Below are 14,578 nucleotides of genomic sequence, written 5' to 3'. Positions count from 1 at the left end.
AAAACCCTACACGCGCTAAATATGAAGCAGGTACCAGAGGTGAAAAGTATGCAGGATACAAAAACAAAACAATATGTAACTATTAAAGGCACTCGTGATGGGCTTACACTATTCATCGATGATCGCTGTTCCTTTGAGGATGTGTGTAGGGAGCTAATAGACAAGCTAGCAGTTAATCGGCCTGAAAAAGAGGAACAGGAGGTACCGGTTACGATTAAGTTAGGTAATCGCTATCTCTATGATGATCAAAAGGAAGAACTGGAGAAAATTATTTCAGATGAAAGTCAATTTACAGTACAAAGGTTAGAGTCTAACGTAATTTTAAGAAGTGATGCTCTTGAAATGCTTGAAGATACTGATATAAAAATTGAAAATCGGATTGTTCGTTCTGGACAAGTATTAGAAGTAAAAGGGGATTTACTATTAATAGGTGACGTGAATCCAGGTGGTAAAGTTATATCAACTGGTAATATATATATCATGGGAAGTTTGCATGGGATTGCTCATGCAGGTGCAAAGGGTGATAAGAATGCAATCATAGTTGCTTCTTACATGAATCCAAGCCAACTTCGGATAGCTGATTATATAAGCCGTGCTCCAGATTATGAATCAGATGGTGTATACATGGAATGTGGTCTAGTCGATGTCGAAAAAGATAAAATAATAATTGATAGATTACAAGTTTTAGCCCATAAACGTAAAAGTCTACGGGCATTTGAAAGGAGAATAATCAATGGGTGAGGCAATCGTTATCACATCTGGTAAGGGTGGGGTAGGGAAAACTACTACTACTGCAAATATAGGGACTGCTCTAGCGTTATTGGATAAGAAAGTTTGTTTAATAGATACGGATATAGGACTTAGAAACCTCGATGTCATAATGGGGTTAGAAAACCGAATAATCTATGATATTGTGGATGTCATTAATGGCCGGTGCAAATTAAAACAAGCCCTCATAAAAGACAAGCGATTTGATTATTTGTCATTGCTCCCAGCTGCTCAAACAAGTGATAAATCTGCTGTGACAACAGAAGGTATGAAAGAAATTATTAAAGAATTAAAAACAGAATATGATTATATTATCATTGACTGTCCGGCTGGTATTGAACAGGGTTTTCAAAATGCTGTTGCCGGAGCGGATAGAGCTATTGTTGTAACAACACCTGAGAAATCTAGTGTTCGTGACGCTGATCGGATTATAGGTTTATTAGAAAAGAAGGATATAGATCCCCCAACTCTAGTAATTAACCGAATTCGTAAGCACATGATGAAAAACGGTGATATGCTAGATATTGATGAAATTGTACAAGTTCTATCTATTGATCTAATCGGTATTGTACTAGATGATGATGAGGTTATAAAAGCATCTAACCACGGCGAACCTGTAGCATTTCAACCAAATACAAAAGCTTCCATTGCGTATAGAAATATTGCAAGACGAATTCTTGGGGAGTCAGTACCTTTGCAATCATTAGAAGATGAATCAGGAATGTTTAAAAAGGTTAAAAAGTTTTTTGGTATTAGAAGTTAATATATATTATTCATTATAAATACTGGCTAATCTATCAAGAGCTCTAAAATCATCATGGATTTTAGAGCTCTTTTTTTGACCTAAGACAATATTGGGAGGAGAAATATGAAATTTATTTCAAGAAATCAAATTAATCTCGGGTTTGTCTTGATTATTTTATCTGGATTAATGTTAGGATTAACTATAATCAATTGGACATTACTATTTTTTTCCGGGATATTTATAGTAGCTTACTTTATTTTAGATAAAAATAAATTACGATGTCCTCATTGTAAAGGTTTTGAAAACCTTGAAAGACTAATGTATGCTAAAAACCATGTGCATTATTGCAGGCATTGTGGTGAAAGACTTGTTATTAGGTAACTTCTTTTCTTCTGTGATTATTAATTTATATATATAAATAGTTCAGTACAATTTTATGTGGTTACGTCCAATCATATCTTGTCCACCTCTTTCATACACTTGTATAAACAAGGAATGAGGGAATGAGGAGAATGAAAAAAGATATAAAACAAATTCGGAAGTCCATAAACGATCGTAAAAAACTTCGAGGCATACCATCGAAAACGGATAGAGGTAAAGTGAGCACTATTATGCCTTCTCTACCGCAAGAAGAAGAGAAGCATGGATTCTATCCAAGTTTTATCGATCCTTCAGTATCCAACCAATCTAGAAGTAACACGATTACGGGTATTATTTTTAAAGGTATTTTTTCTGTCATGCTGTTCTTTTCCATTGCTATCATATGGCAAAACGATGCAGATATTTTTGAAAAACCAAAGCAATGGACAAGTAATGTTTTAACAGAGGAGTTTCCCTTTGCCAGTGTTTATCAGTGGTATAAGGACTCATTTGGTACACCCTTAGCATTTACACCTAGCAAGGAATCAGAGAATATCGAAGAGGCTGCTCTAGCACTGCCTGTATCCGGGAATGTTATTGAGACATTTCAAGCTAATGGTAAAGGAATTATGATTGCTCCGAATGAAACAACATCAGTATCCGCCCTTAGGGAAGGGGTCGTAATTTTTTCTGGAAAGAAATCAGATACGAATAAAACAGTTGTTGTACAGCATGCCGATAATACTACAACTACTTATGGTTTTCTAAGTTCTATTGATGTTCATTTGTACCAAGTTGTTAATTCAAACCAGCGAATAGGTGAATTCAATCCTACGGAAGCAAATGAAATGGTCTATTTTGCTATTGAACAAAATAATGAATATGTCGACCCTGTTCAGGTGGTTGAAGTTGATGACAATCCATAAAACTCTACCTCCTATACATATTCACCCAATAATGTTTGTCTTTATTATCATATCTTTCCTAACCGGTACATTTGTTGAGATGTTTATAATCCTAGGAATCGTTTTATGGCATGAACTTGGTCATTATCTAGCTGCAGCACATTTTAAATGGCGAGTGAATAAAGTGATGCTTTGGATATTTGGGGGGGTTATGGACACAGATGAGCATGGTAATAGACCTGTTATCGAAGAGTTTATTGTTACTATAGCAGGTCCTTTTCAACATGTCATAATTTATTTTTTTATGCTCATAATATCATCCCTATCACTACTTCCATCTTCGATAATAAGCACGATACTTATCTATAACACAACTATTTTTGTCTTTAATTTGTTACCAATATGGCCTCTTGACGGAGGTAAGATATTGTTCTTTTTAATTTCTAAAAAATTATCTTTTCAAAAAGCCTATCATGTGATTATCATCTTATCAATGGCGCTATGTTTTATTATAATAATCGTTCAATTATTATTTCTTCCATTTACATTAAGTGCATTTTTAATCATGGTCTTCCTAATAATAGAAAATAGATCAGAATGGAAAAATAGGCATTTCGTATTTATTCGATTTCTATTAAATCGATACAAAGGTAATAATTGGATTAAATCCGTAAAGCCTATTATCGTGCCCTCTAATTCTTCACTTATGGAGGTGTTTTCACATTTCAAAAGAGATGTGAAACATTCTATTTATATCCAAATGCCTAATGATAGGCGACTGGCAATAGACGAAACCGATTGTTTAAGATCTTATTTTTTTGATAAGAGCTATCATAAAACAATTGGTGAGGTAGCATCCTTAACTACAATATAGAAATAAGCTTGACAAAAGATTAGTTCACGTGATAACATTTGTATGTTATTCATCGTAGCACCCGTGCTACAACCGCACAGAACAGGTTATTAAAACTTACATAAGTTACCTGTATGGCGAGTCTGAGTTTAACAAGGAGGTGCAGTTATGTACGCAATTATCGAAACTGGTGGTAAACAAGTTAAAGTTGAAGAAGGCCAAGTAGTTTACGTAGAAAAAGTTACAGCTGATGTTGATGAAACTGTTACGTTTGACAAAGTACTTTTCGTAGGTGGGGAAGATGTTAAAGTTGGTTCTCCTTACGTTGAAGGTGCTACTGTTACGGCTAAAGTTGAAAAACATGGTCGTCAAAAGAAAGTCACTGTTTTCAAATTCAAAGCTAAGAAAAACTACCATAAGAAACAAGGTCATCGTCAACCTTATACAAAAGTAGTAATCGAAAAAATTAACCAATAAGGGTTTCTGCCATGATAAAGGTAACTGTATACCGAGATAACAATCGAATAACTTCTTTTGAATTATCTGGCCATGCAGAAAGTGGACCCTACGGATATGATTTGGTGTGTGCTGGAGTATCAGCGGTTTCATTTGGAGCGGTTAACGCTGTTTTGGAACTTACTGATATCGAGCTAGCCATCGAACAAGGGAGTGAAGGTGGCTATCTTCGTGTAACTATCCCTAACTCTGTAGATACAGAAGGTAAGGAAAAGGTACAACTCCTGTTCGAAGCAATGATTGTTTCACTTCAAACAATTGAACGTGATTATAGTCAATTTATTAAGATACAAAGTAAATAGGAGGTGCTCTAATGCTACGTCTAGATTTACAGTTCTTCGCGTCTAAAAAAGGTGTAGGTAGTACAAAGAACGGTCGTGACTCTGAGTCCAAACGTCTTGGTGCTAAACGTGCAGACGGTCAATTCGTATCTGGTGGATCTATTCTTTACCGTCAACGCGGTACGAAAATCTATCCAGGTGAAAACGTTGGCCGTGGTGGAGATGACACTCTTTATGCAAAAATCGACGGTGTTGTTAAATTCGAACGCTATGGTCGTGACCGCAAAAAAGTAAGTGTATACCCAGTTGCTCAAGAAGCATAATATGACATATAAAACTCCAATCATTTAGTGGTTGGAGTTTTTTTGTGGAGCTAGGATAAATGAAGGGATTACTTCGAATAAAACTTTCTACATGAGCTTGGTACGTCCCAAATTGCAAACTTCTCTTAACTAAAAATGAACTCGTCCCCGTTTTCTGCTATAATTCTACTTATTGGGGGAGGATAAAAGTGGAAGCAAAAGACATCATTCAATTATTACGATTACAAAGACATGATTTGATGAATGATCTACAAATTGTTCATGGCTATTTAAGTATGGGAAAGACAGACAAAGTCAAATTGAAAGTAAACAATATTATTGGAACCCTTAATCAAGAAAGAACGCTAATGAATACAAATTGTCCAGAGTTTGCTTTGTGGTTAATTCAAATGAAATTACAACATAAACATATTCATTTTACATACGATATATTTACAGATAATAAAAATTTACTCCATTATGATAGTTCTCTAGCGGAAATTGGACATGCCGTAGAGGATTATATATTAGCAAGTAAATTTGATACGATAACAGGTGAAATTAACTTAAAATACAATGATAATTCAATCGATTTGGCCGTGAGAGTAACTAGTCCAACAATTGATTGTGATGCATGGAAAAATCATTTGGCAGATAAGCTAAATAATGTGTTGATACAGGTAGAGGAATTGGAATCTGAAGTAAGAATTATATTCACCATTCCCTTTGCCGATTAGATGAGGTGAGAATATGTTTGTCGATCAAGTCAGTGTCTATGTGAAAGCTGGAGATGGAGGAAATGGTCTTGTAGCTTATCGTAGAGAAAAATATGTTCCATTAGGTGGACCAGCAGGTGGAGATGGTGGTAATGGTGGAGATGTTGTTTTTAAAGTTGATGAAGGATTAAATACTTTAATGGATCTCCGTTATAACCGTCATTTTAAAGCGAAGCGCGGCGAGAATGGGATGAGCAAGAACCAACACGGTAAAAACTCAGCACCACTAGTAGTGTCTGTCCCTCCTGGAACGACCGTTATTGACGAAGACACAGAACAAGTAATTGCCGATCTTACTATTCATGGACAAGAGGCAGTAATTGCAAAAGGTGGTAGAGGAGGAAGAGGAAATTCACGTTTTGCTACCCCTCGCAATCCTGCACCAGACTTTGCAGAGAATGGTGAGCCTGGTGAAGAGAAAAATATAAAAGTTGAATTGAAGTTAATTGCCGATGTGGGACTGGTTGGGTTTCCGAGTGTAGGTAAATCAACCTTTTTATCTGTAGTAAGTGCTGCAAAACCCAAAATAGCGGATTATCATTTCACAACATTAGCTCCTAATTTAGGAGTTGTTGATACAGCAGACAACCGTAGTTTTGTCTTAGCTGATTTACCTGGGCTGATTGAAGGTGCTCATGCTGGAGTTGGTCTGGGACATCAATTTCTACGACATGTAGAGCGAACTAGAGTAATCATTCATGTAATCGATATGGCAGGTACTGAAGGTCGTGATCCTTTTGATGATTATCAAAAGATTAATAAGGAATTAAGTGAATATGACGAGAAGTTAATAACTAGACCTCAAATTATCGCTGCTAATAAAATGGATATGCCTGATGCAGAAGAAAATCTAAACCAATTTAAAGAAAAGATTGGTGACGATATTCCGGTTTATCCAATATCTGCTTTAACAAAAGAGGGTTTACGTGATATTCTCTTTGCTGTGGCGGATCTATTAGAAACTATTCCGAAATTTAAACCTGAAGTAGAAGAAACAGATGAAACAGTGGTATATCGTTATCAGAAAGAAGATAAAGGATTTGAAATTAATCGTGATGATGATGGTGCTTTTGTTATCTCAGGACCGAAAATCGAAAAATTATTCAAGATGACGGATTTCAATCGAGACGAAGCAGTACGTCGATTTGCTCGTCAAATGCGCTCTATGGGAGTCGATGAGGAACTTCGTAAGAGGGGTGCAGAAGACGGCGATACAATTCGCATCTTACAATTTGAATTTGAGTTTGTTGATTAATAAATGAAGTCGTTCTCCAAATGGAGAACGACTTTTTTTGGCTCTTTTAGTACAGTTTGTTTTTATTTTATAGAAACTGTGCGGTAACTACTGCAATTTTATCCCATAATTAATAAGTATAGCTTTACGATACCGCTACGGCAGAATACTCCGCTTTCCACGGGCACGGCCTCAGCGGGGTCTTCGGACACGTGCTATTCCCGTAGGACAAGGAATGCTTCGTCAGCGTATACATCGCACGAAGAAAATTGTTCTTTATTTTCGAGGAGTCTCCGTATTCTGCCTACGCTAGTTTTGTTTTCTAATTATTGTTAGTTATTGAATCATGTTTTGGATTTATTTGGCATTATTATTCTCATTCACTCATTACTAGCGAAGGAAATACACGGAGACTCCTGCGGGAGGACAGGCATAGGTGAGACCCCGCAGTGCGTAGCACGAGGAGGCTCACCAGCCGCCCGCGGAAAGCGGAGTGTATTTCCGTAGCGGGTATGTTGCTCTACACAAAATCCCTAGTTACCGCACAGTTTCTATCGACTAACTGTTAGATTAACTTAACTTGAGCAACTACAACTTTTTATGAAGTAATCATTCCTTTAATAATAAGGAGAAATACATATTCAAATGAAGTTTCACTTTCTGTTCAACATTTGGATTTATTTTGCATATCTTGATATAGAGTGATTAGCCCAGAATTCAGAAGTGAAAGGAGTTCGATTTAACATTGAAGATTCATATTGTCCAAAAAGGAGATACATTATGGGAACTGTCTAAGAAATATGGGGTGGATTTTGAAGCATTAAAAAGTGCAAATTCACAACTATCAAGCCCTGATATGATTATGCCGGGGATGAAGATTCGTATTCCAACATCAGCTAAAACAGTAAAAAAAGAAATGGTGAAAAAAGAGGCACCGATTAAAGAACAACAGGTACAAATGCCAATTAAGGAACAAAAAGTAGAAACGCCATATAAAGATATTTCACCTAAACCAATGCCGGTTGTTAAAGAAGATGATCTTATGCCTCAAATGGACTTGAAGCCAGAAATGCCGATGCCACAAATGCCGCAAATTCCACAAATGCAGACACCTCCAATGATGCAGGCTCCAACAATTGAACAAGATTTATATATGCAATTTAATTTTCAAGAAAGTGAATCGTCTGAAAGTATGCACCATGTAGAACCACAACAACAACCAATTTTCCATCAACCAATGTATCAACCAGTACAAATGATTCCTTGTTATCCTGTACATCCATGCTGTTATGGTATGCCACCAGTTGGTCATCATGGAATGCCAATGTACCATCCACACGGAATTGGCCCGATGGCTCATCCGGGAATGATGATGCCGATGCAGGAGGATAATAATGATTGTGGTTGTGGTGGTGGAAATAATTATCAAGTACCACAAATGGGTGGAATGCCTCAATTTGATTTAGGCATGAGTAATATGAACATGTATAATTCACAATTTCAGGAAAATATGCAACAAATGGGACCCAATATGACAGTACCAGGAATGTCTGGATTCCAGGCAAATGGTTTTCCTACCCCTCCAGGTTTTGGTGAGTTAAGAATGAACGAGGATGAATCCTCCGATTGAGCAACCATCTAAGTAGAGACGATCAACCATTCAATCGTCTCTCTTCTTTTTTATATTGGGAGGGGAACTTGGAGGCAAAAAAGATTCACCCAATTAAACGTAACATTTATTATATTGAAATTGCTTCAGGAGAAAAATATGTACTAAAAGGTCATTCCAACACTTCCAATATGAGACAACAATGGGAATTTTTTGAACGAATTCAATCAAGAAATGTTGTTCCATTCGAAAGATACCCAAACGGTAAGAAAGAAATTACAACCGGGACCAATTATAGTTGGACCATTTCACCTTATGTTTCAGGAAGAAAGTTGAACTATCAAACCGCAGAAGACAGAAAAAGAGTAATGATATTACTAAAAAGATTTCATGCTGAAGCAAATCAAATATATGTAAAAAAGTTATTGAGGAAACAACCGTTTTATAAGAGGTGGCATGCAAGGCTCTATAGGTTTTTGGAAACAGAACAAATTTTTGAACGTAATGGCTATTTAACTCTTTATAATGATATATCTTATATGATGAAAAAGTATCTCGAAATTGTTGAGTCCTATTCTTGGTATAAAGAACAGTTAGATGCCGAACGAAACGGATCATGGGTACATGGTGATGTAGCCTCTCATAATTTCATTCAAAATGAAAAAACTTACATGATAGACTTTGATTTATTACACTGTACTCCTCAGATATATGATTATATTCAATTAGGTCAACGGTTTTTACCATATATTAATTGGGATATTGAGACGTTATTAGGCTATGACATGGTTGAAGATGTAGAACTGGAGAAGTTTATAAACTCTGTTTTTATTCCGAGTGACTTAGTCCGTGAATGGTTACATTTTCTTACAAGGAAACGTCGTGTAAGCATTGAAGATTATATGGAAACAATGGAGTTAGAGTGGATTAGTCGTAAGGAATTTTTAAATAAAGCTAAGTTAATTCTTAAGTAATAAATTTAATTGAACAGGATAATTTAACCAGTAGTAAATAACCTCTCTTTTAGCAAACTAGCTATAAGGGAGGTTTTTATGATGCGAGGAAAAATAATTATTATCCTATCTAGTTTGTTAATAATTGCAGCATGCGGCAATGAGAATGAACAAGGGATGAATACAGATGTGAACCAAAAGAGTATTCAACCAATTAATTATGAAACACCAAAGGAGCAAGAAAGTCGCTCAAATGACCGAGAAAAATCAATTGGAGAAATCGGTGGATATAAACAAAGTGATCAAGAATATGTTAATGAAGGGGATAAAAATTTTAAAGCGAAGAATGAGGACCAATATACAAGTGAAAGAACATATTTAATTTCAGAATATTTATCTGAAAGAAAAGAGATTGTCCAATCACAAATTGCAGAAACTGATGATCGAATTATTGTTGCAGTGATGACAGGAAATCAGTACTTTCCCGAATTACCTGAGATCATTACAAGGGAAGTCAAAGAGATAGTACCGGATAAAGAAATAGTGGTTTATACGGATAAAGCATGGTGGGATCATATGCGAAATCTGAATAGTAACCCGAAAGACTTGGACCGGGATGTTGAGAATAATCTAAATGAATTCTTTAACAATAATTAAGCCTTTGTTTTTTCAAAGGCTTTTTGTAATTTGACCGCATAGTCCCAAACCTATGCTCTCATTGTAGATTTGTGATAGAATAGGAAAAGGATTTATAGTGGGGAGAAGATATAATGATTTCTTATATTCGAGGTAAGTTAGTCTCTATTCAAGATGAAGCTGTGATTTTGGATGTCCATGGTGTTGGATATGAAGTAATCTGTCCGAATCCATTCGTTTTTCAGGAACATTTAGATAATGAACTTCACATACATACATATTTCCATGTCAGAGAAGATGCACAAATCTTATATGGCTTTAAAAATTTAGACCAGAAGTATTTATTTACTAGGTTACTGTCTGTATCTGGAATTGGACCAAAAGGAGCATTAGCAATTATATCTGGTGTGAATATACCAGAATTTGTTTCCGCAATTGAAAGGGAAGATGATAAGTTTTTAACTAGTTTCCCTGGCGTTGGTAAAAAAACTGCTAGACAGATTATCTTAGATTTAAAAGGAAAATTAGTAGCAAACTTTAACATTACGAAAGAAGAAGTAGAAACTACAGATAAAAAATCAAATCAAACGGCTGAATTAAAAGAAGCTTTAGAGGCTTTAAAAGCATTAGGATATATGGATAGAGAAGTAAAGGCTATCATACCAGAACTGCAAAAGAATGTAACAAATGATTCAAATACAGATCAAATTATTAAAAAAGCATTGAGTTTACTAATGAAAAAATAGTAAGGGGGCAGGTAGTATGGATGAGCGAATGGTTACTGGCGAATTACATGATGAGGAATCCTATGTAGAACTTAGTCTACGCCCCACGACATTGAACCAATATATTGGTCAAGATAAGGTAAAAGAAAATTTAACGATTTTTATCCAAGCTGCTAAGATGCGAAATGAGCCACTTGACCATGTTTTACTATATGGGCCTCCAGGACTAGGGAAAACAACGCTAGCCGCAATTATTGCGAATGAAATGGGAGTCCAATTCAGGTCCACATCCGGACCCGCAATCGATCGAGCTGGTGATCTTGCTGCTATATTAACTTCGCTAGAGGCTGGCGACGTCTTATTTATTGATGAGGTTCATCGTTTACCCAGGGCAGTAGAAGAAGTGTTATACTCTGCAATGGAGGATTTCTTTTTAGATATTGTGATTGGTACAGGTCCGAGCGCAAGATCTGTAAGAATTGATTTACCACCTTTTACACTTGTCGGAGCTACTACCAGAGCCGGACTATTATCAGCACCATTACGAGACCGCTTTGGAGTGTTATCTCGATTAGAGTATTATGAAACCAAGGATTTATGTGCAATTGTCGAACGTACGGCAGAGATTTTTGAAACTAAAATCACGAAAGAAGCTGCTGTAGAAGTTGCGCGACGTTCAAGGGGCACACCACGTATTGCAAATAGATTATTACGTAGAATTCGTGATATTTCCCAGGTGAAGGGAGAAAGCGAAATCAGTCTTGAAACAACAGAAATAGCTCTTGGAATGCTACAAGTCGATGATGTGGGCCTTGATCATATCGATCATAAATTACTTAAAGGTATAATAGAGGGCTTTAAAGGCGGTCCAGTTGGTTTAGATACTATTGCAGCTACCATTGGGGAAGAATCTCAGACAATAGAAGATGTATATGAACCTTATTTATTACAAATAGGTTTTATCCAACGTACTCCTAGGGGAAGAATAGTAACACAGAAGGCATATCAACATTTTGGTATGAAGGTGAATGATGAAACATGAATCTAGGTAAGATGTTCATTATAATTGGTATTGTTTTTCTTGTAATCGGAATAATTTGGACTTTTATTGGTCGATTACCAGGTGATATATCCTTCAAAAAAGGAAATGTTACCTTCTATTTTCCAATTATGACATCTATTATTATTAGTATTGTTTTATCGCTCATTTTCTTTATTCTAGGAAGATTTCGATAAATCTACATGAAGGAGAAACACCCATGAATATTGAGGATTTTGATTTTGAGTTACCAGAAGACTTGATTGCACAAACTCCGTTAAAGAATCGGAGTGCTTCAAGACTAATGGTGTTAGATAAAGCGACTAGAGAATTAGACCACAAACACTTTACTGATATAAAAGATTATCTAAAGAGTGGGGACTGTCTAGTCTTAAATGATACAAAGGTGCTTCCAGCTAGACTTTATGGGGTAAAAGAAGATACTGGAGGTAAAGTGGAAGTTCTTCTTTTGAAACAAAATGAAGGAGATACATGGGAAGTCCTTGCAAAACCTGCAAAGCGAATTAAAGTCGGAACGAAATTGATATTTGGAGATGGGCAACTGAAGGCGACGTGTAAAGAAATACTAGAACACGGTGGAAGAATTTTGGATTTTGAATATAATGGTATTTTCTATGAAGTCCTCGAAGAACTAGGAGAGATGCCGCTACCACCATACATTAAAGAACAATTGCCAGAAAAAGATCGCTACCAAACAGTCTATGCAAAAGAAGAAGGCTCTGCAGCAGCGCCGACAGCTGGGCTTCACTTTACAGAGGAATTGCTAGAAGAGATTAAATCGATGGGTGTTACGATTGCATTTATAACACTACATGTGGGTCTTGGTACTTTTAGACCAGTAAGTGTCGAAAATATAGATGATCATCAGATGCATTCCGAATTTTATATGATGTCAAAAGAAACAGCGAATACATTGACCGAAATAAGAGATAATGGGGGAAGAATTATCTCGGTTGGTACAACCTCCACAAGAACTCTCGAAACCATTACACGTGATAATAATGGAGAATTTGTTGAGTCTAGTGGTTGGACAGATATTTTTATATATCCGGGATTTGAATTTAAAGCGATAGACGGCTTAATTACCAATTTTCATTTGCCGAAGTCAACATTAATTATGCTAGTAAGTGCTTTTAGTGACCGAGATTTTATACTAAAAGCATATAATGAGGCAGTTAAGGAAAAATATCGTTTCTTTAGTTTTGGAGATGCGATGTTCATTATTTAGTAAAGGAAAGATAGAATGAATTCACCTATACGCTATGAATTAATTAAAACAGACAAACAAACTGGAGCAAGACTTGGACGAGTACATACACCACATGGCTCTTTTGAGACACCTATGTTTATGCCCGTCGGAACTCTTGCAACGGTTAAAACTATGAGCCCTGAAGACTTAGAAACAATGGGAGCTAAAATAATTCTGTCCAATACCTATCATCTATGGTTACGACCAGGCGAAGACATTATTAAAGAGGCTGGTGGTTTACATAAATTCATGAATTGGGACGGAGCGATTTTAACTGACTCAGGCGGATTTCAAGTTTTTAGTTTAAGTGATATGCGGGAAATTACAGAAGAAGGAGTTCATTTCCGAAATCATTTAAATGGAGATAAGTTATTTCTTTCTCCTGAAAAAGCCATGCAGATTCAAAATGCTCTTGGCTCAGATATTATGATGGCATTTGACGAATGCCCGCCATATCCTGCAACACATGAATATATGAAAGCATCTGTGGAAAGAACTTCTAGATGGGCAGAAAGATGTCTAAATGCTCATGAACGAAAAGATGTACAGGGGCTTTTTGGAATTATTCAAGGTGGAGAATATGAAGACTTGCGTAGATTAAGTGCTCAGGACTTAGTTTCGCTAGATTTTCCAGGTTATGCGGTAGGGGGACTTTCTGTAGGTGAACCAAAGGAAGTCATGAACCGAGTCCTAGAATTTACGACTCCATTAATGCCAAGTAATAAGCCTAGGTATTTAATGGGGGTTGGGTCTCCTGATGCTTTAATAGATGGCGCTATTAGAGGAATAGATATGTTTGATTGTGTACTACCTACAAGAATTGCTCGTAATGGAACATGTATGACTTCGAATGGTAGACTTGTGGTAAGAAATGCGAAATACGCTCGGGATTTTGGTCCAATTGATGAAAATTGTGATTGCCATGTATGCCGAAATTACTCACGTGCCTATATTCGCCATCTAATAAAATGCAACGAAACATTCGGATTTAGACTTACTACTTATCATAATCTCTATTTTCTGCTAAAATTAATGGAGCAAGTACGAAACGCAATACGCGAAGATCGACTTGGTGATTTTAAAGAAGAATTCTTTGAACAATACGGATTGAATAAACCGGATGCAAAGAATTTTTAATGAACGTTTAGAGGGCTTCATGTTATCTAAACGAATTGTCTGGAAAGGAGGGACATATACATGGAAGGATTAGCTACTTTATTACCGTTAATAGCTATGTTTGTTATTTTCTACTTCTTGCTTATTCGTCCGCAGCAAAAGCGTCAAAAACAAGTTAGACAAATGCAGTCTGAACTTAAAAAAGGTGACTCTGTTGTAACGATTGGTGGATTTCACGGTGTGATTCATGCTTTAGATGAAGGCACAGTCGTGTTACAAGCAGGTGATGGTTCTAAACTTACATACGATCGTTCTGCGATTCGAGATGTTAAATCTGTATAAAAAGAACTAAAAATTGAGGCTGGGACAAAAGAGTTTTAGTTGATTAAAATCCGAACGAACATGAAAAGCGCATAGACCCGCTCCGGAAATATACTACGCTTTCCACGGGCGGCTGGTGAGCCTCCTCAGAGCTAAAGCTCTTCCGGGG

General features: G+C 36.4%; 19 protein-coding genes and 1 other annotated feature. All 19 genes read left to right on the top strand.

Annotated features, from left to right (window positions below; all coding sequences use genetic code 11):
• Positions 1-21: 21 nt before the first annotated feature.
• The 19 genes from minC (at position 22) to yajC (ending at position 14,430) form a co-directional block, all read left to right on the top strand.
• Positions 22-741 (top strand): septum site-determining protein MinC, encoded by a 720-nt coding sequence (minC, locus tag BN999_RS01220; protein ID WP_373453617.1) that lies wholly within the window; start codon positions 22-24, stop codon positions 739-741.
• Entirely contained in the window at positions 734-1,531 is a 798-nt protein-coding gene (gene minD / locus BN999_RS01215; RefSeq protein ID WP_096269576.1) for a septum site-determining protein MinD, read from the top strand. Before minC ends, minD begins: the two co-directional genes overlap by 8 nt.
• 105 nt (positions 1,532-1,636) lie before the next feature.
• On the top strand, positions 1,637-1,894 hold the full coding sequence (locus BN999_RS01210; protein ID WP_096269575.1) for a hypothetical protein: 258 nt from the start codon (positions 1,637-1,639) through the stop codon (positions 1,892-1,894).
• A 131-nt stretch (positions 1,895-2,025) separates the two neighbouring features.
• On the top strand, positions 2,026-2,799 hold the full coding sequence (locus tag BN999_RS01205) for a M23 family metallopeptidase (RefSeq protein ID WP_096269574.1): 774 nt from the start codon (positions 2,026-2,028) through the stop codon (positions 2,797-2,799).
• Positions 2,786-3,652: a M50 family metallopeptidase gene (locus BN999_RS01200; protein ID WP_096269573.1), complete on the top strand. Its 867-nt coding sequence runs from the start codon at positions 2,786-2,788 to the stop codon at positions 3,650-3,652. Before BN999_RS01205 ends, BN999_RS01200 begins: the two co-directional genes overlap by 14 nt.
• 60 nt (positions 3,653-3,712) lie before the next feature.
• Positions 3,713-3,786 (top strand) — a sequence feature (ribosomal protein L21 leader region).
• Positions 3,787-3,799: 13 nt separating this feature from the next.
• Entirely contained in the window at positions 3,800-4,108 is a 309-nt protein-coding gene (gene rplU / locus BN999_RS01195; RefSeq protein ID WP_096269572.1) for a 50S ribosomal protein L21, read from the top strand.
• Between the two features lie 11 nt (positions 4,109-4,119).
• Positions 4,120-4,449: a ribosomal-processing cysteine protease Prp gene (locus BN999_RS01190; RefSeq protein WP_096269571.1), complete on the top strand. Its 330-nt coding sequence runs from the start codon at positions 4,120-4,122 to the stop codon at positions 4,447-4,449.
• Between the two features lie 11 nt (positions 4,450-4,460).
• A complete protein-coding gene (gene rpmA, locus BN999_RS01185) occupies positions 4,461-4,751 on the top strand; it encodes a 50S ribosomal protein L27 (RefSeq protein ID WP_042146149.1) in 291 nt (96 codons plus the stop codon).
• Between the two features lie 188 nt (positions 4,752-4,939).
• The gene (locus BN999_RS01180) at positions 4,940-5,467 is read left to right on the top strand and encodes a Spo0B domain-containing protein (RefSeq protein WP_176481835.1); all 528 of its coding nucleotides are present in this window, start codon (positions 4,940-4,942) and stop codon (positions 5,465-5,467) included.
• A gap of 13 nt (positions 5,468-5,480) precedes the next feature.
• A complete protein-coding gene (obgE, locus tag BN999_RS01175; protein ID WP_096269569.1) occupies positions 5,481-6,761 on the top strand; it encodes a GTPase ObgE in 1,281 nt (426 codons plus the stop codon).
• A gap of 724 nt (positions 6,762-7,485) precedes the next feature.
• On the top strand, positions 7,486-8,370 hold the full coding sequence (safA, locus tag BN999_RS01170) for a SafA/ExsA family spore coat assembly protein (RefSeq protein WP_096269568.1): 885 nt from the start codon (positions 7,486-7,488) through the stop codon (positions 8,368-8,370).
• A gap of 68 nt (positions 8,371-8,438) precedes the next feature.
• Positions 8,439-9,323 (top strand): phosphotransferase, encoded by an 885-nt coding sequence (locus BN999_RS01165; protein WP_096269567.1) that lies wholly within the window; start codon positions 8,439-8,441, stop codon positions 9,321-9,323.
• Positions 9,324-9,404: 81 nt separating this feature from the next.
• Positions 9,405-9,959, top strand: coding sequence for a YhcN/YlaJ family sporulation lipoprotein (locus tag BN999_RS01160; RefSeq protein ID WP_217988453.1), 555 nt, complete (start codon positions 9,405-9,407; stop codon positions 9,957-9,959).
• Positions 9,960-10,072: 113 nt separating this feature from the next.
• A complete protein-coding gene (gene ruvA, locus BN999_RS01155; protein WP_096269565.1) occupies positions 10,073-10,684 on the top strand; it encodes a Holliday junction branch migration protein RuvA in 612 nt (203 codons plus the stop codon).
• 16 nt (positions 10,685-10,700) lie between these two features.
• Positions 10,701-11,705 carry a Holliday junction branch migration DNA helicase RuvB gene (gene ruvB, locus BN999_RS01150; RefSeq protein WP_096269564.1) on the top strand — a complete coding sequence of 335 codons (1,005 nt, stop codon included), beginning with the start codon at positions 10,701-10,703 and terminating at the stop codon, positions 11,703-11,705.
• The gene (locus tag BN999_RS01145; protein WP_096269563.1) at positions 11,702-11,899 is read left to right on the top strand and encodes a DUF2905 domain-containing protein; all 198 of its coding nucleotides are present in this window, start codon (positions 11,702-11,704) and stop codon (positions 11,897-11,899) included. Before ruvB ends, BN999_RS01145 begins: the two co-directional genes overlap by 4 nt.
• Positions 11,900-11,922: 23 nt before the next feature.
• Positions 11,923-12,951: a tRNA preQ1(34) S-adenosylmethionine ribosyltransferase-isomerase QueA gene (gene queA, locus BN999_RS01140; protein WP_096269562.1), complete on the top strand. Its 1,029-nt coding sequence runs from the start codon at positions 11,923-11,925 to the stop codon at positions 12,949-12,951.
• A 15-nt stretch (positions 12,952-12,966) separates the two neighbouring features.
• Positions 12,967-14,109, top strand: a complete 1,143-nt coding sequence (gene tgt / locus BN999_RS01135) for a tRNA guanosine(34) transglycosylase Tgt (protein ID WP_096269561.1) — start codon at positions 12,967-12,969, stop codon at positions 14,107-14,109.
• A 60-nt stretch (positions 14,110-14,169) separates the two neighbouring features.
• Positions 14,170-14,430: a preprotein translocase subunit YajC gene (yajC, locus tag BN999_RS01130; protein ID WP_042146131.1), complete on the top strand. Its 261-nt coding sequence runs from the start codon at positions 14,170-14,172 to the stop codon at positions 14,428-14,430.
• Positions 14,431-14,578 lie beyond the last annotated feature (148 nt).

The sequence above is a fragment of the Paucisalibacillus globulus genome (assembly GCF_900184735.1).
GTDB classification, from domain to species: Bacteria; Bacillota; Bacilli; order Bacillales; family Amphibacillaceae; genus Ornithinibacillus; species Ornithinibacillus globulus_B.
This window is presented reverse-complemented; position numbering and strand designations above follow the sequence as displayed.

Coding starts and splice junctions, on each gene's coding strand:
- BN999_RS01160 (WP_217988453.1), top strand. CDS start 9,405: ATGCGAGGAAAAATAATTATTATCCTATCTAGTTTGTTAATAATTGCA.
- tgt (WP_096269561.1), top strand. CDS start 12,967: ATGAATTCACCTATACGCTATGAATTAATTAAAACAGACAAACAAACT.
- BN999_RS01205 (WP_096269574.1), top strand. CDS start 2,026: ATGAAAAAAGATATAAAACAAATTCGGAAGTCCATAAACGATCGTAAA.
- yajC (WP_042146131.1), top strand. CDS start 14,170: ATGGAAGGATTAGCTACTTTATTACCGTTAATAGCTATGTTTGTTATT.
- ruvA (WP_096269565.1), top strand. CDS start 10,073: ATGATTTCTTATATTCGAGGTAAGTTAGTCTCTATTCAAGATGAAGCT.
- minD (WP_096269576.1), top strand. CDS start 734: ATGGGTGAGGCAATCGTTATCACATCTGGTAAGGGTGGGGTAGGGAAA.
- BN999_RS01200 (WP_096269573.1), top strand. CDS start 2,786: ATGACAATCCATAAAACTCTACCTCCTATACATATTCACCCAATAATG.
- BN999_RS01190 (WP_096269571.1), top strand. CDS start 4,120: ATGATAAAGGTAACTGTATACCGAGATAACAATCGAATAACTTCTTTT.
- obgE (WP_096269569.1), top strand. CDS start 5,481: ATGTTTGTCGATCAAGTCAGTGTCTATGTGAAAGCTGGAGATGGAGGA.
- minC (WP_373453617.1), top strand. CDS start 22: ATGAAGCAGGTACCAGAGGTGAAAAGTATGCAGGATACAAAAACAAAA.
- BN999_RS01210 (WP_096269575.1), top strand. CDS start 1,637: ATGAAATTTATTTCAAGAAATCAAATTAATCTCGGGTTTGTCTTGATT.
- rplU (WP_096269572.1), top strand. CDS start 3,800: ATGTACGCAATTATCGAAACTGGTGGTAAACAAGTTAAAGTTGAAGAA.
- ruvB (WP_096269564.1), top strand. CDS start 10,701: ATGGATGAGCGAATGGTTACTGGCGAATTACATGATGAGGAATCCTAT.
- rpmA (WP_042146149.1), top strand. CDS start 4,461: ATGCTACGTCTAGATTTACAGTTCTTCGCGTCTAAAAAAGGTGTAGGT.
- BN999_RS01145 (WP_096269563.1), top strand. CDS start 11,702: ATGAATCTAGGTAAGATGTTCATTATAATTGGTATTGTTTTTCTTGTA.
- queA (WP_096269562.1), top strand. CDS start 11,923: ATGAATATTGAGGATTTTGATTTTGAGTTACCAGAAGACTTGATTGCA.